This is a genomic window from Hymenobacter aerophilus DSM 13606 (genome assembly GCF_000382225.1).
GTDB classification, from domain to species: Bacteria; Bacteroidota; Bacteroidia; order Cytophagales; family Hymenobacteraceae; genus Hymenobacter; species Hymenobacter aerophilus.
Window position 1 is genome coordinate 315,493 of record NZ_KB907800.1, and the last position, 19,396, is coordinate 334,888.

The 19,396-nt window shown below is 67.0% G+C and carries 18 protein-coding genes; 11 read left to right on the top strand and 7 right to left on the bottom strand.

All coding sequences use genetic code 11. The features are described from left to right. Positions 1-47 precede the first annotated feature (47 nt). Positions 48-437 (bottom strand): c-type cytochrome, encoded by a 390-nt coding sequence (locus tag H145_RS23575; protein ID WP_019946350.1) that lies wholly within the window; start codon positions 435-437, stop codon positions 48-50. Between the two features lie 135 nt (positions 438-572). Between H145_RS23575 and H145_RS0101435 the strand changes: the two genes are divergently transcribed. Continuing rightward, positions 573-1,703: a glycosyltransferase family 4 protein gene (locus H145_RS0101435; RefSeq protein ID WP_019946351.1), complete on the top strand. Its 1,131-nt coding sequence runs from the start codon at positions 573-575 to the stop codon at positions 1,701-1,703. Positions 1,704-1,757: 54 nt separating this feature from the next. Beyond that, the gene (rfbC, locus tag H145_RS0101440) at positions 1,758-2,300 is read left to right on the top strand and encodes a dTDP-4-dehydrorhamnose 3,5-epimerase (RefSeq protein WP_019946352.1); all 543 of its coding nucleotides are present in this window, start codon (positions 1,758-1,760) and stop codon (positions 2,298-2,300) included. 109 nt (positions 2,301-2,409) lie between these two features. Here the strand turns inward: rfbC and H145_RS0101445 are convergent, their stop codons facing one another. After that, the gene (locus H145_RS0101445; protein WP_019946353.1) at positions 2,410-3,711 is read right to left on the bottom strand and encodes a UDP-N-acetylmuramoyl-tripeptide--D-alanyl-D-alanine ligase; all 1,302 of its coding nucleotides are present in this window, start codon (positions 3,709-3,711) and stop codon (positions 2,410-2,412) included. A gap of 42 nt (positions 3,712-3,753) precedes the next feature. Here H145_RS0101445 and H145_RS0101450 point away from each other — a divergent pair, with 42 nt between their 5' ends. Then, positions 3,754-6,090, top strand: coding sequence for a T9SS type A sorting domain-containing protein (locus tag H145_RS0101450; RefSeq protein WP_019946354.1), 2,337 nt, complete (start codon positions 3,754-3,756; stop codon positions 6,088-6,090). A 173-nt stretch (positions 6,091-6,263) separates the two neighbouring features. Here the strand turns inward: H145_RS0101450 and H145_RS0101455 are convergent, their stop codons facing one another. From H145_RS0101455 to msrA, 3 genes are all read right to left on the bottom strand, one after another. Then, complete coding sequence (locus tag H145_RS0101455; protein ID WP_019946355.1) at positions 6,264-7,046, bottom strand: amidohydrolase; 783 nt, start codon at positions 7,044-7,046, stop codon at positions 6,264-6,266. Positions 7,047-7,108: 62 nt separating this feature from the next. Beyond that, positions 7,109-8,287: a methionine aminotransferase gene (locus H145_RS0101460; protein ID WP_019946356.1), complete on the bottom strand. Its 1,179-nt coding sequence runs from the start codon at positions 8,285-8,287 to the stop codon at positions 7,109-7,111. A 200-nt stretch (positions 8,288-8,487) separates the two neighbouring features. Then, positions 8,488-9,183, bottom strand: a complete 696-nt coding sequence (gene msrA, locus H145_RS0101465) for a peptide-methionine (S)-S-oxide reductase MsrA (RefSeq protein WP_019946357.1) — start codon at positions 9,181-9,183, stop codon at positions 8,488-8,490. 165 nt (positions 9,184-9,348) lie between these two features. Here msrA and H145_RS0101470 point away from each other — a divergent pair, with 165 nt between their 5' ends. Then, positions 9,349-12,240, top strand: coding sequence for a TolB-like translocation protein (locus H145_RS0101470; RefSeq protein ID WP_051102961.1), 2,892 nt, complete (start codon positions 9,349-9,351; stop codon positions 12,238-12,240). A gap of 66 nt (positions 12,241-12,306) precedes the next feature. Here H145_RS0101470 and H145_RS0101475 read toward each other — a convergent pair whose 3' ends face one another. Next, positions 12,307-12,729 (bottom strand): META domain-containing protein, encoded by a 423-nt coding sequence (locus tag H145_RS0101475; protein WP_019946359.1) that lies wholly within the window; start codon positions 12,727-12,729, stop codon positions 12,307-12,309. A gap of 168 nt (positions 12,730-12,897) precedes the next feature. Here H145_RS0101475 and H145_RS24680 point away from each other — a divergent pair, with 168 nt between their 5' ends. The 4 genes from H145_RS24680 (at position 12,898) to H145_RS0101495 (ending at position 16,800) form a co-directional block, all read left to right on the top strand. Further along, the gene (locus tag H145_RS24680) at positions 12,898-14,994 is read left to right on the top strand and encodes a hypothetical protein (RefSeq protein ID WP_026351180.1); all 2,097 of its coding nucleotides are present in this window, start codon (positions 12,898-12,900) and stop codon (positions 14,992-14,994) included. Continuing rightward, entirely contained in the window at positions 14,903-15,442 is a 540-nt protein-coding gene (locus tag H145_RS0101485) for a TonB-dependent receptor plug domain-containing protein (RefSeq protein ID WP_240471641.1), read from the top strand. The genes H145_RS24680 and H145_RS0101485 overlap by 92 nt, the downstream gene beginning before the upstream one ends. A gap of 87 nt (positions 15,443-15,529) precedes the next feature. After that, positions 15,530-16,000, top strand: a complete 471-nt coding sequence (locus H145_RS22380; RefSeq protein WP_019946360.1) for a DUF2141 domain-containing protein — start codon at positions 15,530-15,532, stop codon at positions 15,998-16,000. Positions 16,001-16,098: 98 nt separating this feature from the next. Continuing rightward, positions 16,099-16,800, top strand: a complete 702-nt coding sequence (locus H145_RS0101495) for a DsbA family oxidoreductase (RefSeq protein WP_019946361.1) — start codon at positions 16,099-16,101, stop codon at positions 16,798-16,800. Positions 16,801-16,889: 89 nt separating this feature from the next. Here the strand turns inward: H145_RS0101495 and H145_RS0101500 are convergent, their stop codons facing one another. Then, positions 16,890-17,603, bottom strand: coding sequence for a hypothetical protein (locus H145_RS0101500; protein WP_019946362.1), 714 nt, complete (start codon positions 17,601-17,603; stop codon positions 16,890-16,892). Positions 17,604-17,801: 198 nt separating this feature from the next. Here H145_RS0101500 and H145_RS0101505 point away from each other — a divergent pair, with 198 nt between their 5' ends. From H145_RS0101505 to H145_RS23585, 3 genes are all read left to right on the top strand, one after another. Then, positions 17,802-18,416, top strand: a complete 615-nt coding sequence (locus H145_RS0101505) for a DUF4136 domain-containing protein (protein WP_019946363.1) — start codon at positions 17,802-17,804, stop codon at positions 18,414-18,416. A gap of 100 nt (positions 18,417-18,516) precedes the next feature. Next, complete coding sequence (locus tag H145_RS23580; protein WP_019946364.1) at positions 18,517-18,975, top strand: META domain-containing protein; 459 nt, start codon at positions 18,517-18,519, stop codon at positions 18,973-18,975. A 186-nt stretch (positions 18,976-19,161) separates the two neighbouring features. Then, the coding region (locus tag H145_RS23585) for a helix-turn-helix domain-containing protein (RefSeq protein ID WP_019946075.1) at positions 19,162-19,396 on the top strand (235 nt) is incomplete at its 3' end.

Below are 19,396 nucleotides of genomic sequence, written 5' to 3' on the forward strand. Positions count from 1 at the left end.
CCGGCCGGCCCAAGGCTATAACGCAGTTCAGCCCAAAAAGGCGCCACCTATTTCAGCGTGAGCGAGTAAGCCACCACCTGCGCAATCTGCTCGTCGGTGAGCTGGCCCTTGAAGGCGGGCATCACGCCCGAGGCCGAGCCATGCTCCACCATGTAGGTGCGGCCGGTGGCGTTGAGGTTGCTTTTGGTCAGGTCGCGGGCCCCGTTGAGGCCCAGCTTACCGTCGGCTCCGTGGCACAGGGCGCAGTTTTGGGCAAACAGCGCCTGCCCGGCCGCCAACGCCGCGCCATCGCCCGGCGCTGCGGCCGGCGGAATCGGGGGTAGCGGCTTGGCAGCGGCGGTTTCGGGCGCGTCAGTGGCCGGGCCGCAGGCGTTCAGCAGCAAAGCAGCCACCAGCAGCGCCGCAGGGCGAGTAAGTACAAAATAGAATCGGGGCATAGGCAAAGATACGCAGGCGCGGAAACCGGGGCCGCAACCGCCGGGCCGGCGCCGGCGTAACGGCGCCCACGGCCGGCGCTGCCCCTGCGCCCCGGCCGCGTACCTTTGCCGCTCAAGTCTATCCTTTTTTGCCGAATGCGCGTCGCCATCGTTATCAATACCGCCTGGAACATCTGGAATTTCCGCCGCAGCCTGGTGAAGGCCCTGCAGGCCGCCGGCCACGAGGTGCTGGCCATCGCGCCGCCCGACGCCTACTCTCAGCGGCTGGAAACCGAGCTGGGTTGCCGCTTCGTGCCGATTCTGATGGAAAACAAGGGCACCAACCCCCTCAAGGACGCCGCCCTGACGCGCCGCTTTTACCAGCTCTACAAGCGCGAGCAGCCCGATGTGGTGCTGCACTACACCATCAAACCTAACATCTACGGTACGCTGGCGGCCCGGCTGGCCGGTATTCCGAGCGTGAACAACGTGTCGGGCCTGGGCACGGTGTTCATCGTAAAAAACCTGGTGAGCAAGGTGGCCCTGGGCCTCTACAAGTTCGCGTTTCAGTTTCCGAAGCGCGTGTTTTTCCAGAACGACGACGACCGGCAGCTGTTCATCAGCAACAACTTGGTATCTGCCGCTAAAACCGATTTGCTGCCCGGCTCCGGCGTCGACATCCAGCGGTTCCGGCCCGCTGCCGAGTTCCACCGCAACCAGCCGTTCGTGTTTCTGATGATTGCGCGGGTGCTCTACGAAAAGGGCGTGGAGGAATACTTCGAGGCGGCCCGGCGGGTGCGCGAGGCCGTGCCCGGCACGCGGGTGCAGCTGCTGGGCGGCATCGACGAAAGCGGCGGCGTGGGCGTGAAGCGGGCCGTGTTTGAGCAGTGGCTGGCCGCCGGCCACGTCGAGTACCTGGGCACCTCCGACAACGTGGCCGAGCTACTGGCCCAGGCCGACTGCGCCGTGCTGCCCTCCTATCGCGAAGGCACGCCCAAAACCCTGCTCGAAGCCGCCGCCATGGGCAAGCCCATCGTGACCACCGACGTACCCGGCTGCCGCGAAACCGTGGTGGATGGCCGCAACGGCCTGCTCTGCCAGGTGCGCGACGCCGCCGACCTGGCCGCCAAAATGCTGCAGGTGCTGCGTCTTTCTGACGCTGAACTGGCCCAGATGGGCCGCGCCGGCCGCCAGCTGGCCGAAACCAAGTTCGACGAGCAAATCGTGCTCGACAAGTACCTGGCCGTAGTGCAGGAAGTCGGGAAAAACCGCGCCGGGCGCCGGTAAATCTGCCTAACTTGCGGCCCTGATGCGGGCACCGCCAGCTAACTTATACAGTGCATGGAGTTTATATACTTTGATATTCCGGGGGTTGTTGAAATCCGGCCGCGGGTGTTTGGAGATGCCCGCGGGGCCTTTTTCGAGTCGTTCAGCGCCGAGAAGATGGCGGCGGCGGGCATCGTGGGCAACTGGGTGCAGGACAACCAGTCGCGCTCCGACCGGGGCGTGGTACGGGGCCTGCATTTCCAGCAGCCGCCCCATGCTCAGGCCAAGCTCGTGCGCGTAGCCGCCGGCCGCGCCCTCGACGTTATCGTGGATATCCGCCGCGACTCGCCCACCTACGGGCAGCACCTGTCGGTGGTGCTCGATGCCGAGCGGTTCAACATGCTCTACGTGCCCGTCGGCTTCGCCCACGGCTTCACGGCCCTCGAAGACGGCACGCTCTTCCTCTACAAGTGCACCGATTACTACGCTCCGCACGCCGAGGGCGGCCTGCTCTGGAACGACCCCGCACTGGGCATCGACTGGGGCGTAGAAAGCCCGACCATCTCGGCCAAAGACCAGGTGCTGCCCACGCTGGCCGACTTCAAAAGCCCCTTCTGAAAGTGGTGAGATAGTGAAATGGTGAGATGGTGAGTTTGATGTTCGAGAGCCCTTATTGTGCTACTTGCGCAGCTAGGCCCCCACAACATCAAACTCACCATCTCACCACTTATAATAACTCCACCAGCGTTTCCAGGCCCATGCCGCGGGAGCCTTTTACGAGGATCTGGCGGGCCGTGAGGTTTTGTTCGCGCAGCCAGTCGGCGGCGGCGGCTTTGGTGGGGAAGTGCAGCAGGCTGGAGTCGAGGGCGGCGGCCTGGGCCAGCTCGGGGCCGATGAGGATGACCGTGCCGAAGGGCAGGCCCTGCACCAGCCGGCCCAGCGAGCGGTGCTCGCCTTCACTCTCGTCGCCCAGCTCGAACATATCGCCCAGAATAACCACTTTGGCGGCCGGGTCGCCGGGGCGGGCGGCGAAGCTGTGCAGGGCGGCGGCCATGCTGCTCGGGTTGGCGTTGTAGGCGTCGAGTACCAGCTCGTTGCGGCCGGTGCGCAGTTGCTGCGAGCGGTTGTTGCTGGGTTCGTAGGCGGCCAGCGCCTCGGCAATGGCGGCGGCGGGCACCCCGAAATAGGTGCCCACGGCGGCGGCGGCGGCCAGGTTGGCAAAGTTGTAGGCGCCCGTAATCTTCGCATCCACAAGTTGACCGCCGGATAGCTCCAGCACGACTTCGGGCGCGGCGCTGAGCAGGCGGGCCGGGTAGGTGTCCGTGGAGCCGGGGTAGGTGACGCGCTCGGCCACCGGCGCGGCCAGGCCCGGCAGGCGGGCATCGAGCGTGTTTACGAAGGCCGTACCGCCCACCTGCGCCAGAAACCGGAACATTTCGCCTTTGCCCCTGGCAATGCCCTCCACCCCGCCGAAACCTTCGAGGTGGGCCTTGCCGATGTTGGTGATGAGGCCGTGGGTGGGCTCGGCCAGCTGGCACAGCAACTCAATCTCGCCCTGGTGGTTGGCCCCCATCTCGATGATGGCCAGCTCATGCTCGCCGGGCTTTATGCTGAGCAGCGTGAGCGGAACTCCGATGTGGTTGTTGAGGTTGCCGCGGGTGTACTGCACGCGCAGGCGCTGGCTAAGCACGGCCTGCACCAGCTCTTTGGTGGTAGTTTTACCGTTGGAGCCCGTGATGGCCAGCACCGGCAGTATCAGCTGGCGGCGGTGGTGTTGCGCCAGCTGCTGCAAAGCCACCAGCGGGTCGGGCGCGTAGGTGTAGCGGGCCGGGTCGGTGGCGGCCAGCGCCGCATCGTCCACCACGGCAAAGCGGGCGCCTTTTTCCAGGGCTCCCAGCGCGAAGTCGCGGCCCCGGAAATTGGGGCCGTTGAGGGCGAAAAACAGCGTGCCGTCCTGCGCCTGGCGCGAATCGGTGCTGACGGCGGAGGCTTGCTGGAAGCGGGCATAGAGGGCCGCGAGGTCGGTCATGCGGTTTGTACCTAAATTGAAAAGCTAAACGAAATTCGGCCCATGACTATTTCTTTTCCTGCGAGCAACCGGCGCAAGCGGCTGGCCCTGGCGGTTTTGCTGCCGGGCGCCGCCGCGCTGCCGGCCGCGGCCCAGCAAAGTACCGGGTTCGGGTTTGAATTCCGGCCGGTGGCAAAAGTAGTGCAGGCCGGCGATACGCTGCGCCAGGCCTGGGCGGGCGGCCTCAACTCGCCCCAGTTTTCCAACCTCGACCTCAACGCCGACCAGCAGCCCGACCTGGTGGTGTTCGACCGCATCAGCCACCGGGTGCTGCCGTTTCTGAGCGTGGCGGCCAGCGGCGGCGGCCGCAGCTGGCTTTTCGCGCCCGAGTACGCGGCCCTGTTCCCGGCGGGCCTCACCAGCTGGGTACTGCTGCGCGACTACGACTGCGACGGCCGGCCCGACCTGTTCACGGCCGACGAGCGGGGCAGCAACATCCGCGTGTTCCGCAACGAGCCCGACGCGCTGGGCCGGCCGGCGTTCCGGCTCATCACCAACGCCCTCTCCTATCTCGTGCCCGGCTTCGGCAACGTAAACATTGCGGCGGGCGCCTACAACATGCCCGCCATCGAAGACGTGGACGGCGACGGACGGCTCGATGTGGTGGTGACCGAGTTCGATTCCAGCACGCCCCGCCTGTATTTCTACCGCAACACCAGCACCGCGGCCTGCGGGGGCCTGAGTTTCGGGCTGCAATCGGACAACTGGGGCGGCGTGCGCATCCGCGGCTTCAGCTGCGGCGGCTTCACCTTCGGCCCCGACCAGTGCCGCCCGGCGCCGTTGCGGCCCCTGCACACTACGGGCTACAACCTCACGCTGTTTGATGTGGATGGCGACGGCCGCCCCGACCTGCTGACCGGCCGCACCAACTGCGCCGAGCTGACGGTGCTGCGCAACGAGGGCACGGCCCAGCAGGCCCTGTTCACGGCGGCCGGCCTGAACGCGCCCGCGCCCTTCAGCGGCCAAGCGCCGCGGGTGCCCAACCTGCCCGCCGCCTACCCGGCCGATGTGAACTTCGACGGCCGCCCCGACCTGCTGCTGGCTCCCAACCTGTTCGACAACCGCGACAATAACGACACCGTGGACACCCGCCGCGTGGTGCAGCTCTACCGCAACACCGGCGCGGCCAGCGGCCCGAGGCTGGTGCGCGAGCCGGCCGGCTTCCTGCACCCCGACATGCTGGATGTGGGCGAGCAGGCCGCGCCCACTTTCGCCGACCTCGACGGTGATGGGCTGGTGGATATGCTGGTGGGCGGCCTGAATCGGGCCGATGCCGGCGGGCCGTTCCGGGCAGCGCTGAGCTACTACCGCAACGTGGGCACCCGCCGGAAACCCGTTTTCCAGCTGATGGATGCTGATTATCTGGAATTGAGCCGCCTGAAGCTGGCGGCGCTGCGGCCGGTGCTGGCCGACCTCAACGAAGACGGCCGGCCCGATTTGCTGTACTCCTCGTTCAGCCTGCGGGGCGGCGGTGGCACCATACGCTACGTGCTGAACACGGCCGCCGCCGGCCAGCCGGCCGCCTTCAACCTGGCGGCGGCCGTGGAGTTGCCCAACCTGCCCAACCAGCGCTTCACCATGCCCGCCGTGGCCGATGTGGATGGCGACGGCCACCCCGATTTGCTGCTGGGCGTTACGGGCGCGTCGGCGGCGTTTCCGGGCGGGCCGCTACGCTACTACCGCAACACGGGCACTGGCGAGCTTAGCCAGCGCTTTCAGCTCGAAAACAACGACTACGGCCAGCTGCGCAACTCCGATGGCTCGCTGCCCGGCTACCTAAGCCCGGCAGTGGCCGACTTCGACCGCGACGGGCGCCTTGACCTGCTCACGGCCGACACGCAAGGCAACCTACGCCTGTTTGCCGACCTGCGCGCCCAACCGGCCGCCTTTTCGGGCCGCAGCAACATCATCTTCAACCCCCTGAGCCAGCAGCTGGAGGTGGCCCGCTGGGGCAGCTCGTTTGAGATGCGCCTGGTGCCGGCCGCCGCCGACGTAAATGGCGACGGCGTGCCGGAGTTGTTCCTGGGCCAGGAAACCGGTGGCATCAGCTCTTTTGTGGGTCGCGGCGGCCTACTGACGGCCGTGCAGCCAACGGCGCCAAGCTCCGGCCCCGCAGTACGCGTGTTCCCCAACCCCGCCACCGCCCAGGTTACTGTAGAAGCAGCCGAGCCCGTGCGTCTGACGTTGTTCGACCTGCTGGGCCGCACCGTGCACCCTGAAACGGCCGCTGCCCGCGTGCACCGGCTTTCAGTAGCCGGCTTGGCCCCCGGCGTGTATGTAGTGCGCTGCCAGAATGCCGCCGGCGCTGTAAGTGTGCAACGGCTGACAGTGAATGAGTGAGTTGGTGAATGAGTGAATGCGTAAGAAACTGTCATCCTGAGCGTAGCGAAGGACCTTATCACGTCTGAGCAGTCACAACAACGGCTCGTTTTAGCGAGATAAGGTCCTTCGCTGCGCTCAGGATGACAGTTTCTTACGCATTCACTCATTCACCAACTCACTCATTCACCCATTCACCCATTCACTACAAACCCATCGGCGTCCTGGAGGGCGGGGAAGCGCTGGCGGAACTGCAGCAGCTCGTCGCGGCGCAGGGTGCGGGTGATGGTGGTATCCTGGTTGCCGACTTCGACGAGGTAGTCGCCGCGCATATCCAGCAGGGCCGAGTCGCCAACGTAATCGTGGCCGTTGCCGTCGCGGCCGATGCGGTTGACGCCCATCGTGTAGGCCAGGTTTTCGATGGCGCGGGCCCGCAGCAGCGTCGTCCAGGCGGTGCGGCGGGCGGCGGGCCAGTTGGCGGTGTACAGCAGCAGGTCGTAGGGCGCGGCCGGGTCGTTGCGGCTCCATACGGGGAAGCGCAGATCGTAGCACACCAGCGGGCAGATGCGCCAGCCGCGCCACTCCTCAATCAGCCGCTGAGTGCCGGCCGCGTACACTTTGTGCTCGCCAGCCATCGTGAATCGGTGGCGCTTATCATAGTGGCTGTACGATCCGTCGGGGCGCACCCACAGCAGCCGGTTGAAGTACTGGCCAGCCTCCTGCACCATCAGGCTGCCGGTTACCACGGCGTCCTGGCCTTGGGCCAGCTCACGCATCCAGGCCAGCGTGGGGCCGTCGGTGGGCTCGGCCAGTTCGTGGGGTTTCATGCTGAAACCGGTCGTGAACATTTCGGGCAGCACCAGCAGGTCGGTGGGCACCGAAATAGTGGCGGCGTGGCGCGCCAGGGCCTGCCGGTTGGCTTCCGGCTCGTGCCAGTGCAGGCTGGTCTGGATAAAGGAAACAGTGAGGTCGGACAAGGCGAAAGCGGTTTAGAAGAGCGGTATACCTTAAAAATAAGATAAATAAACGAGCCCGCTGCCTATTTTACCCAATCGGCCTGCCGCAAACCGGCCAGCCGCGCCGCCGCGGCCCGCAGCGTGCTTTCCTGCTTGGCGAAGCAAAACCGGACCAGCTGCGCATCGTGCCCGTCGTGGTAAAAGGCCGACAGCGGCACCACGGCCACGCCGCTTTCCTGGGTGAGCCGGCGGCTGAAAGTCACGTCGTCGAGGCCCGGCGCCAGGGCCCCAAAACCAGCCACCTGGAAATAGCCGCCCCCGGAAGGCAGCAGCGTAAAGCCGGTGGGCGCCAGCAGCTCGCGCAGCAAGTCGCGTTTCTGCTGGTAGAAATCGGGCAGGCTTTCATACAGCGCCGCATCGGGCACGATGTCGGCCAGCGCGTGCTGGGTGGGCGTGCTCACGCTGAAGGTGATGAACTGGTGCACCCGGCGCAGTTCGGCCGTGAGGGCCGGCGGGGCCAGGCAGTAGCCCACTTTCCAGCCGGTGGCGTGGTAAGTCTTACCAAACGACGAGAGCACAAACGCCCGCGCCCGCAGCTCGGGGTGGGCCGATACGCTGGTGTGCTGCATCCCATCGAACACCATGTGCTCGTACACTTCGTCGCTGAGCAGCAGCGCGTTGGTGTCGCGCAGCAGGCTGGCCAGCGTGTCGAGGTCGGCGGCCGAGAGCACGGCGCCGGTGGGGTTGTGGGGCGAGTTGATGAGCACGAGCCGGGTGCGGGGCGAGAGGGCCGCCGCCACCCGGTCCCAGTCGGGCCGGAAATCGGGCGCCAGCAGCGGCACGTACACCGGCACGCCGCCCTGCAGGCGCACGGCGGGGGCGTACAAATCGTAGGCCGGCTCCAGCAGCAGCACCTCATCGCCGGGGCGCACTACGGCGGCCATTACGGCGTACAGGGCCTCGGTGGCGCCGCTGGTGACGGTGATTTCGGTGGCCGGGTCGGGCGTGTAGCCGTAGCGCCGGGCCGTTTGCTGGCTGATGGCCTCGCGCAGCCGCGGCAGGCCGGGCATGGGCGCGTACTGCTGATGTCCGGGCGTGAGCACGTGGCGGGCCAGCGCCTCCAGCAGCGGCTGCGGCGGGTTGTAATCAGGAAACCCCTGGGCCAGGTTGATGGCGTCGTGCTCCTGCGCGAGCTGGCTCATCACCGAAAAAATACTCGTACCCACGTCGGGCAGTTTAGAGGTAAAAGCGGGAGTGGGCATTGGTGGGTGGGTTGGTAGAGGCCAATAAACAGAACGTCATTCAGAGCATGTGGCGCATCAAGCCAGGGACGAAGAAGCTCGCGTGCCAAAGTAAACCCAATGTCAGGAGTTACTGCGCACGCGCGATTCTTCGTCCCTGGCTTGATGCGCCACATGCTCTGAATGACGTTGTTTTCAGCAGGCGTTATACTCTGCGAGCCCTACAGCGGGCTTTTGAGCAGCTCGGGGAATTTGTGGCGGAACTTCTCCACTTTAGGCGTCGACACGCTCTGCACGTAGCCCACTTCGGGGTGCAGGCGGAAGTAGCCCTGGTGGTAGCCCTCGGCGGGCCAGAACTTCTGGAACGGCACCACCTGCGTCACGATGGGCTCGTTGTACTGCTTGCTGGCGTTCACCCGCGCAATGGCCTCATCGATGGTTTTTTTCTCCTCGGGGGTGCGGTAAAAGGCAATGGAGCGGTACTGCGCGCCGGCGTCGGGGCCCTGGCGGTTGAGGGTGGTGGGGTCGTGGGCGCCGCGGAAAAACACATCAACCAGCGTGGCATAGCTGACCACTTTCGGGTCGTAATACACCTCAATGGCTTCGGCGTGGCCGGTTTCGCCGCGGCCCACCTGCTCGTAATTCGGGTTGGCCTCGGGCCCGCCGCTGTAGCCCGACACCACGGCTTTCACGCCCTTTACTTCCTCAAATACTTCTTCGGTGCACCAGAAGCAACCGCCGGCAAAGTCGGCCGTGGCCAGGCCGGTCATGTCGGTGGGCGCGGGGCCGGCCGTGGAGCGGGTGATGGGCGCGCCCTGCGCGGCGGCCGTTTTCTGGGCTTCGGCGGGCCGCTCGGAGCAGGCGGTCAGTAGTAGAATGCAGGCGGCAGCAAAGCCGTTTTTCAGTAGATTAGTCATGCTTGTTAAGACAAAAAGTGAGGCCGGAAAGTTTGGCGGCCCGGCCGGCCGCGCCTACATACGCAGGCTGGGGCCGGCCCGGACGTAGAGCCGCCGTTTGCATTCGGGCCGGCGCGGTGGTTTCTTCGGGGCCGCTCATCCCTCCCCCGCTCCCTGGCCCGCCTTGTGACATCTTCCTCGCGCCTCCTGATTACCGCCGCGCTGGCTTTGCCGGCCGCCCTGCCCGCCGCGGCCCAGACGCTGCTGCCCGTTGCCCAGCAGGTTCCCGCGCGGGTGCGCTGGTACGAGGTGCGCACGCCCCATTTCCGGGTGCTGTACCCCGAGGGCTTTGCCGACCGCGCCCGGCGCACGGCCCACCGGCTGGAACAGGTGCACGAGCCGGCCGCCGCTTCGCTCGGGGCCGCCGCCCGGCCCGTTACGGTGGTGTTGCAAACCCACACCACCATCGGCAACGGCTTCGTGACGCTGCTGCCGCGGCACTCCGAGTTCTTCACCACCTTCCCCCAGGGCCCTTACCTGACGGGCACGCTCGACTGGCTCGACCAGCTGACGGTGCACGAGTACCGCCACGTGGTGCAGTTTGATAAGGCCCACCGCGGCGTGGGGCAGCTGGGCTACCTGCTCGGCGGCTTCGGCGGGCTGGGCCTGACGACATTGGGCGTGCCCGACTGGTTTGCCGAGGGCGACGCCGTGGGCACCGAAACGGCGCTTACCCGGAGTGGACGCGGGCGGATTCCGAACTTTGGGGCCTACTACCGGGCCAATTTGCTGGCCGGCCGGCGCTACTCCTACGCCGAGGCCACGGGCGGCTCGTTTCGCCACTACGTGCCCAACCACTACGTGCTGGGCTACTACCTCAGCACCCGCCTCAAGCGCACGGCTGGCCCCGCCGCCTGGGGCCAGGTGCTCGATAATTACTACGATTTCCCGGTTTACCCCTTCTCGTTTTCCGACAAGCTCCGCCGCCTGACGGGCCTGCGCACCGACGACCTCTACCAGCAAACCACCCGGGAGCTCGACAGCCTCTGGCGCGCCCAGCAAACCGGCCGGACGCTCACGCCGGCCCGTGACTTTGCGGTGGCGGCCACCGACAAAGTTTTCACCGAGTACCAGTACCCGCAGTATGTAAACGACAGCACGGTGCTGGCCCTCAAGAGCGGGCTGGGCCACACGCCCCGGCTGGTGGAGCTAAGCCGCGGCCGGGCCGAGCGCACCCGCCTGGTGCTGGGCCTGCACCACAACCCCGAGCAGCTGTCGGTGGGGGGCGGCAAGGCGGCGTGGCTGGAGTTTCGGTACAGCCCGCGCTGGCAGCAGCAGGTGTACTCCGAGCTGCGGGTACTCGATCTGACCTCCGGCCGCCTGAGCCGGCCCGGCCGCCGCACCCGCTACACGGCGGCCGTACTCTCGCCCGATGGAAGCCGCCTGCTGGCCGTGAGCACCGATTCGGCCTACCAGCACCGCCTGCACCTGCTCGATACCGAAACCGGCCGCGTGCTGCGCACTTTCGAAAACCCCGCCAACGAGCCCTACCTGCATCCGCGCTTCGGGGCCGGGCCCGAAGGCGGGCGCACGACGGCCGTGGTGCGGCTCGAAGCGGCCGGCAAGCGCCTGGAGCTGCTCGATGTGGAAACCGGCACCACCCGCACGGTGCTGCCGGCCGCCAACGACAACCTCTCGCACCCCCAGCCCGGCCCCGGTTACGTGCTGTTCAACTCGCCCCGCAGCGGGCAGGATGAAATCTACGCTCTGCAGCTAAGCACCGGCGAAGTGCGGGCGGTAACCAGCCGGCCGGTGGGCAGCTACCACGCCGCCATCAGTCCCGACGGGCAGCGGCTGGCTTTCCACGAAATAAGGGCCCAGGGCAGTCGGGTGGCCGAGATGCCGCTGCGCCCCGCCGACTGGCCGCCCGCCGCGCCCGCAGGCGCAACGCCCGCCCCGCCCGCCGACCTGTACGCCGACGAGCTGACGGCCCACGAGCCCGGTGCGGCTACCGTGGGCCCGGTTTTGCCGGTTGATTCGGTGGCCGGGCCGGCGCTGGCTGCGCGCCGCTACCGCCGCCTGCCCCACGCGCTCAATCTCTACGGCTGGGGCCTGGTGCAGAGCCCCAGCGGCAGCAGCCTGAGCCTGGGTTTGCGCGCCCAGGACGTGCTGAGCACCACCCAGGCCGTGGCGGGCCTGGGCTACGACGGCACCGAGCGCACCGGCCGCGTGTTTGCCGACCTCAGCTACCAGGGCCTGGTTCCGGTGCTCGATTTCGGGCTGGAGCACGGCGGCCGCCGCGCCGCGCTGCTGCTGCCCGATGGCCGGGTAGCCGAGGACCGGTGGCGCTACACCCGCCTGAGCGTGGGCAGCCGCCTGCCGCTGGTGCTCACCAATTCCAAAATGCTGACTTCGCTCACGGTGGGCGCTTTTTATCAGCTCGAACAGACCAGCGGCTATGAGCTGCCGGCGCGCTACACCAACGAAGTGGGCCGCCAGCCGCTGCACGCGCTGCTGGGCACGCTCAGCTTCAGCCGCACGCTGCGCCAGAGATACCGCGACGTGGCCCCGCGCTGGGGCCAGAGCCTGCTGTTGAGTGGCCGCGACACGCCGTTTGGCACGGGGCTGCGGGCCCGGCAACTGGCGGCACAGGGCAGCTTGTTTCTGCCCGGCATCGGCCTGCACCACGCCCTACGGCTGCGCGCCGGCTACCAGTATCAGCAGCAGCGCGAGTACCGGTTCGGGGCAGCCGTGTTTTACCCGCGCGGCCTGCCCTACCTGAGCTTCGACCGCCTCACGACCCTCAGCGGCGAGTACCGCCTGCCGCTGGCCGACGTGCATTGGCAACTCACGCGCCTACTCTACGTGCAGCGCCTCAAGGCCAATGTGTTCCTCGATTATGTGCGGGGTGAATCGGGCCCGCTCCGGCGTTCCTACCACTCCGCGGGTTTCGATGTGTCGGCCGTGTTCAACCCGCTGCGCCTGCGCACGCCCTTGGAAGTGGGCCTGCGCACGGTGTATAACTCGTATTATGGCACCTGGGAGGTGCAGCCGCTGGTAGTAAATATCGGATTCTGATTTAGAGCCTGAATGACGGACAGGCCGGTTCTGCCAGCGCACCACCCTGGCTCTGAATCCTGATTTCTACTTCGCCTCAAATACCAGCAGCGGCTGCTCGTGCTCCGAATCGAAGAGTTGCAACTGCCGGTGGCTGATGGTGTAGTGCCGTACCTGGGGCAGCAGGCTCAGGTAGCGGGTTTCGTGCTCGTGGCGCGGGCAGGCCTGCGGAGCGCGGGCGGATGGGGCGAACAGCAGATTGTCGGTGCCGGCGACCAGCAGGAACGTGTTGCGGTAGGAGGCGCAGCCGGCCTGGCCAGTACCGACGTTGCCCAAAGAGCTAAGCGTGAGTGTAGCAGCGCCATCCGGGGCCGGGGCCTTCTCCACGGGCTGCCCCTGCTGCTCGCTAAGCTGCCAGGTCTGGTCGAGCAGGTAGAGCGGGGCGGGCATGGGCTCCTGGCCTTTGGAGCAGCTGCCCAATAGCAGGGCCGCGGGCAGCAGCAGAGGCACGACACGGGAAGTAAAAACGGACATAGCAGCGGGCTGGATAAGGCAGGAAAGTACGGGCAGGAGCCCGCCGCCGGGCCGGGCGTTACATCGGTCCCGCCGGTGGCGGGCCCGGCCGACTGGATAATTGCCAAAAGAAGTGCTTTTTTACCGCACTTATTCTGCTATCCGATGAAAACAACTACTTCCCCCCGCCGCTACGACGTGGTGGCCGTTATCGGCCTGGGGGCGGTGGCCCTGGGTTTCGCCCCCCTGCCCGACCCGACTCTGCTGGCCCACCGCCTCCACGAGTTCTACCTCGCCGCCCAGCCCGAAGTCAGCTACCTGCACCTGGATCAGGCCGCCTACGCCGCCGGCGAAACCCTCTGGTTCAAGGCCTACCTGCTCGATGCCCGCGCCCACCAGCCCGACTCGCTCAGCCGAGTGCTGTATGTGGATGTGGTGGCCCCCGACCGGCAGGTGCTGTTCAGGCGCACGCTGCGGCTGGGAAACGGGCTGGCCGCCGGCGACATTGTGCTGCCCGACACGCTGAGCTCGGGCGTGTACACTGTGCGCGCTTACACCAGCTGGATGCGCAACAGCCCAGAGGGCCTGTTTTTCACGCGCCGGGTGCCCGTGTGGCAGGCGGCAGCCCCGGCCGGCGGCAGCCCCGAGCCTTCGGCGGCCCGCCGCAATCAGCTGGCCCGGCGGACTGCCCGCGCCCTGGAAGCGGCCAGCCAGCCCGACGTGCAGTTCTTCCCCGAGGGCGGCGACTACGTGGCCGGTTTGCAAACCACGGTGGGCGTGAAGGCCGCCGAGGCCGGCGGCCACGGCCTGGCGCTGGCCGGCGTGGTGGTGGATGGCGCCGGCCAGGAAGTGGTGCGCTTCCGGACGCCGGCCCAGGGCATGGCCTCGTTCAGCTTTACGCCCCAGGCCGGGCAGAAGTACCAGGCCCGCGTCACGCTGCCCGACAACTCCACCGCCAGCTACCCGCTGCCGGCCGTGCAGGCCGCCGGCTGGCTGCTGAACGTGCGCGAAGTAGGCGACGATTTCCGGGTGTTTGTGCGCTACCAGCCCGCCCCCGGGGCGGCCGCCCCGCCCGCCCCGCTGCAGCTGCTGGGCCACGTGCGGGGCCAGCCCGTGTACGCCGGCCAGGGCCAGATTCAGCCCGGCCAGACCTTCCAGGCTACCATTGCCAAGGCCGGCCTGCCCGCCGGGGTGCTGCACCTCACGCTCTTCGACGGCCAGCAGGTGGCCCGGGCCGAGCGGCTGGTGTTCGTGCCCGAAGCCCGGCCCCTGCAAGTGCGCCTGCGCCCCGACAAGCCCACCTACGGCCCCCACGAGCTGGTAACGCTGGAGGTGGAAGTGAGCACCGCCGAGGGCCAGCCCGCCCCGGCCGAGCTGTCGCTGGCCGTGGCCGGGGCAGCCGGCCTGCCCACCGCGGGCGGCGACGCCACCACCGTGCGGGCCCACCTACTGCTCACGTCCGAGCTGCGCGGCTACGTGGAGAACCCCGCCCAGTACTTCGCGGCCCACACGCCCGAGCAGCAGCGCGCCCTCAACGATTTGCTGCTCACCCAGGGCTGGAGCCGCTTCAGCTGGCAGCAGGTGCTGGGCGGCTCCGAGGCAATGGCGGCCGACTACCAGTTTCCACTTGAGCGCAGCCTTTCGCTGAGCGGGCAGCTGGTGCGCCCCAACGGCAAGCCCCTGCCCGAAGGCGAGCTGACCCTGCTGCTGGGTAAGCAGAAAGACGTGGTCATCAGCAAGGCCAACGCCAACGGCGACTTCCTGTTTCTGGGCTTTCCTGGCCTCGATACAACCAGCGTGCTACTGCAGGCCCGCGGGGCCAAGGGCAGCCGCAACGCGCTCTTGCGCCTGAACGAGTGGTGGCCCCGCCCCACCCCGGCCGATTGGCGCCCGCCGGCCCCGCTTTCGCCTCTGGTACTGGCCTCGGCCCCGGTGGTGGCCTACGGCCAGCGCAGCCGCCGCCAGCAAGTGCTCGAGCAGGAGTTCCGGCCCGACAAAACCAGCGGCATCGTGCTGCGCAACGTCACCATTACCGGCCAGCGCCCCGCCGACGACCCCACCCGGGCTCTGCACGGCAACTCGGCCGACGCGGTGCTGCGCCCGGACAAGATTTCGGGCTCGCAGAGTTTTCTCAACGTGTTTGAGCTTGATCCGGGGGCGCGTGGCGGGCGTGCAGGTCAGCGGCAGCGGGCAGTCGTACAGCGTCCAGATCCGGGGAGCCACCTCCATTCAGGGCAGCAACCAGCCGCTTTATTTGCTTGATGGCATGCAGCTGATGGATGCCGACGCGCTGCTGAGCATTCCGGTGACGGAAGTAGAGCGCGTCGACGTGCTGAAGGGCGCCTCGGCCGCCATTTACGGCATGAACGGCGGCGGGGGCGTAATCGCCGTGTACACAAAACGAGGCCCGCAAGACTACGCCGATGTGCCCGCCGCCGGGGTAGCCGTGCGCCAGTTGCCGGCCTACCACCGGGCCCGCGAGTTCTACGCCCCGCGCTACGAAACCAGCCGCCGGGCCGATAAGCCCGACCCGCGCGCCACTACCCTCTACTGGCAGCCCCGCCTGACGGTACCTGCCTCGGGCCGGGCCCGCGTCAGCTTCTACACGGCCGATCAGGCCGGCACCTTCCGCGCTTCGGTGGAAGGCGTGAGCCTGGCCGGACAGCCCGCCACGGCCGAGGCTACCCTGACGGTGGCCGGCCAGCCGTAGGGCTGGGCGGCGAGCCGCCCGAATGTTTTTGCCGGGCCGCGTGTTAGGGCCGCACCCTCCGTGCCCTCACTTCTTACCTGTTGCGCTATGCTGTTTTTGTTGCCGCTCCTGAACTTACTCTGCGCCGCCCCGCCGCTGCCGACTGCTGCACCGCCGGTGGTGCGCGAAACCGCCGGACTGCCGGCAGACGCCCTGGCGGTTACGGTAGTAGTGTCGGCGCTGGCTTCGGAGAGTTCGGCCGTGAAGGTGTACTTCTACAATGTGCGCGAAACCTTTCTGGTACCCAAGGGCTACGCGTTTATGCGGGTGGTGAAGCCCGCCGGGCAGCGGCAAGTGCGCCTGCCGGTGCAGCTGCCGGCCGGCGAGTGGGCCGTGGTCATCACCCAGGACCTGAACAACAACGACAAGGTGGACAAGAACCTGCTGGGCATTCCAACCGAGCCCTTCGCCTTCTCCAACAACGTGCGCCCCCGCCTGGCCCCGCCCGCCTTCGACGACTGCAAGTTTACGGTGCGCGAGCCCGGGCAGGTGGTCAGCATCCGGCTGCTGGGCAAGTAGCCCGGGCAGCCCGCCACCGGCCCGATGAGATGCGGCGCCTAAACCTTTCGGGGCAGCGGCGGCTTATAGCTGACTACCTCGCTTTACTTTTTGCTGATATGAAAATCGAAATCTGGTCCGACATTCTCTGCCCTTTCTGCTACATCGGTAAGCGCCGCCTCGAGGGGGCGCTGGCTAAGTTTGCCCACGCCGACCAGGTGCAGGTGGAGTGGCGCAGCTTCGAGCTCGACCCCAACGCCGACCCCACGCCCGGCGAAAACCAGTACGTGCGCCTGGCCCGCAAATACGGCAACACCGAAGACTGGGCCCGCCAGATGAGCGCCAACATGGCCCAGATGGCCGCTGAGGAAGGCCTGGCCTTCGACTTCGACAAGCTGGTGCCTGCCAACTCGCTCGATGCCCACCGCCTCATTCACCTGGCTACCCGCCACGGCCGCCAGGATGCCGCCGAAGAGCGCCTGTTTAAAGCCTATCTGGAACAAGGCCTCGACATCAACGACCACGCGGTTCTGACCCGCCTCGGCGCCGATTTGGGTTTGCCCGAGCCGGAAGTAGCCGCCCTGTTGAGTTCAGACCAGTTTGAGCAGGAGGTGCGCCACGACGAATACGAGGCCCGGCAGATTGGCGTGCGCGGCGTGCCTTACTTTGTGTTTGCCGACAAATATGCCGTATCGGGCGCCCAGCCGGCCGAGCTATTTGCCGAGGTGCTGGAGAAGGCCTGGGGCGAAACCCAGCCCCGCCACGAAGCCATTGCCGGCGCCGACGGTGCCGCCTGTCGCCTCGACGGCAGCAACTGCTAGCCCTACCAGCCGCGCGGGAAGCCGTTTGTACCCGCCTACATTAAAAGCCCCCGCTACGCGAGTTCCGGGGGCTTTTGGCGTATTACGGGCTACTTGTTGCGGTAGGGGAAAACGGGGGCGGCGGCTTTCACCAGGCGCTGGGTCAGGCGGTCGGGGCGCAGGGCGGCCTGGCCCGAGTTGGCAAAGTCGAAGCGCCACACCAACTGGCCCGTGCGGCAGTCGTGCAGCGTCAGGTTGGTGGTCGACTGGCTGCTGGGAATCACCGAGGGGCCTACCACGGGCTCGTTGAGCAGCACTTTGGCCGCCAGCCCCAGGCCGGCGGGTAGGGGCTGGTACAGCTCAGTCTGGCCCGAAAGCAGGGCATCGACCCCGAGCACCCGCTGCAGCTCGGCCATCGACTGCTGGGGCAGGGTTTCGTAGCGGATGCCGGCCTGCTGCAGGCGGCGGTTGGTTTCGGCCACCGGCTGAAACTGCACCGAGTAGCCGGCGGCGGGCCGCTGGGCCTGCAGCTGGCTGAGCAGCTGCTGCTGGAGCTGGTAGGCCACGGCTTTGGCCTCGCGTTGCTGTGCGGCGGTCCACTCGCCTACAATGCGCTGCTCGGTGGCCGCGGTGGTGTCGGTGCCCCCGTAGCGAATGTCGCGCAGCCGAATCCGGTCCTGGCTGACTTCGAAGGGCAACACAGCCACCGTGCGGTGGGCGGCCAGCGCGGGTGCATCGAGGGTGCGGCCGGCGTACTGGCGCGGGGCGCAGGCGGCGGGCAGCAGCAGGGCCGCCAGCAGCGTAAGGCGTAGGAGAGTAGTCATAAACAAACAGGTAATGAATAGAGAGCCCAGCCAACCAGCGCAGCGCTGGCTTGGCCGCCGATTTCGTGCCAGAAATTGTCCCGGCAGCGCCCGTGGTCGGGGCCGCCGCCGGGTGTCGCCCACCAAAACCAACAACCCGCCCGCGCCCGAAGCAGTAAAACGAGTATACGCTTTCCTTTCTCGAAATAACCAATCACCATGAAAACCACTCTTTTACCGCTGCTACTGGCCCTCGTGGCCCTGGTAGCCGGCTGCTCGCCCAGCGTGACGGTGCAGCAGAAACCCGGCACCGATTTCAGCCAGTACCGCACCTACGACTGGGCCCAGACGGACGTAAAGTCGGCCGACTCGCAAAACCCGATTTACCGCAGCTCCCTCAACGATGCCCAGATTCAGCAGGCCATCAGCTCGGAGCTGGCCAAGCGCGGCATTCGCCAGGCGGCGGCCGATACCAAACCCGATTTCTACCTCACCTACCACCTCTACATTGATGAGGCCGAGCGCACGGTAGCTAACCCGCCGGTTCGCGGCTACGCCTTTCCCTACGCCGTGTCGTACCGCGGCGGCTACCTGCCCATCAACTACGGCTACTGGTACACCACGCCCTACTACCGCACCGGCTACCGCACCGGCTACCGCACCGAAACCTATCAGGAAGGCACCATGATTCTGGACTTCATCGATGCCCGCACCAACAACCTCGTGTGGCGCGGCTCGGTGGCCGACGCCGTGAACAACCCCGCCCGCCTGGGCAGCGAGTTCAGCCGCGTCGCCAAGGATATTCTCGACGAGTTTCCGGTACAGAAAATGTAGTATGGCGCCCGGCGGCCCGGTAAAGTACTAGCCAAGCAGGCTTCCGAAGCCGCCGGTTCGACCCTGGCGCCGCCAGCCATTCATCCCTTTCCCCTCTGTTATGTTCCTGATTCGCTCCACTTTCGGCACTTTACTAACGGCCCTGCTCCTGGCGGGCTGCGCTGACTCGAATACCGGTATGACTTCTGACCCGGCTGCCCAGGCCGCCACCACTGCCGCGCCCGACCCGGCCGCGCTGGCCGGCCAATGGCGGATTCTCACCCTCAACGGCACGGCGCTGCCCCCGGAGGCTGCCGCCGAAGCCTCGCTCAACTTCGATACGGCCACCAACAAAGTTTCGGGCTCGACGGGCTGCAACCGCCTGATGGGCACTTACGCCACGAGCGGCGCGGGCCTCACGTTTGGCCCGCTGGCCACTACCCGCATGGCCTGCCCGCCCAACAGCCCCGAGGCCGGCCTGCTGGCGGCGCTGGGTTCTAAAACCCTCACCTACCAGCTTAGCGCCGAGGGCCTGACGCTGCTGGAAGGCACCACGCCCGTAGTTACGCTGAGCCGGTAGACTGCCTACACCTTGCTCCGGCCCCGTACAGTGCGTACGGCCGAGGCGGTATTTCATAGCGATGGGGTGCCACTTTATTTGGTGGATCCTCAAGCGTACTACTTTTCTGAAGCTTAACGGCTACTAGCCTTATAGCGGATTCGTGAACGGTTAGGCCTTTCTGGGTATCTAGCCGTATGCCCTATTATGCAACCTTACTCGCTTGATTTACGCACCCGGGTGGCCGCCGCCTGCCGCGAACCGAAAGCTCGCCAGACGCAGGTCGCCCAACGCTTCGGCGTGAGCCGCTCGTTCGTGCGCGACCTGTTACGACGTGAGCGGGAAACCGGCTCGCTGGCTCCTAAACCCGCTAGCGGGGGGCCTGCGCGCCTACTCTCGGCCGACGACCAGGCCTGGCTCGTGGCCTACGTGGGCCAGCACG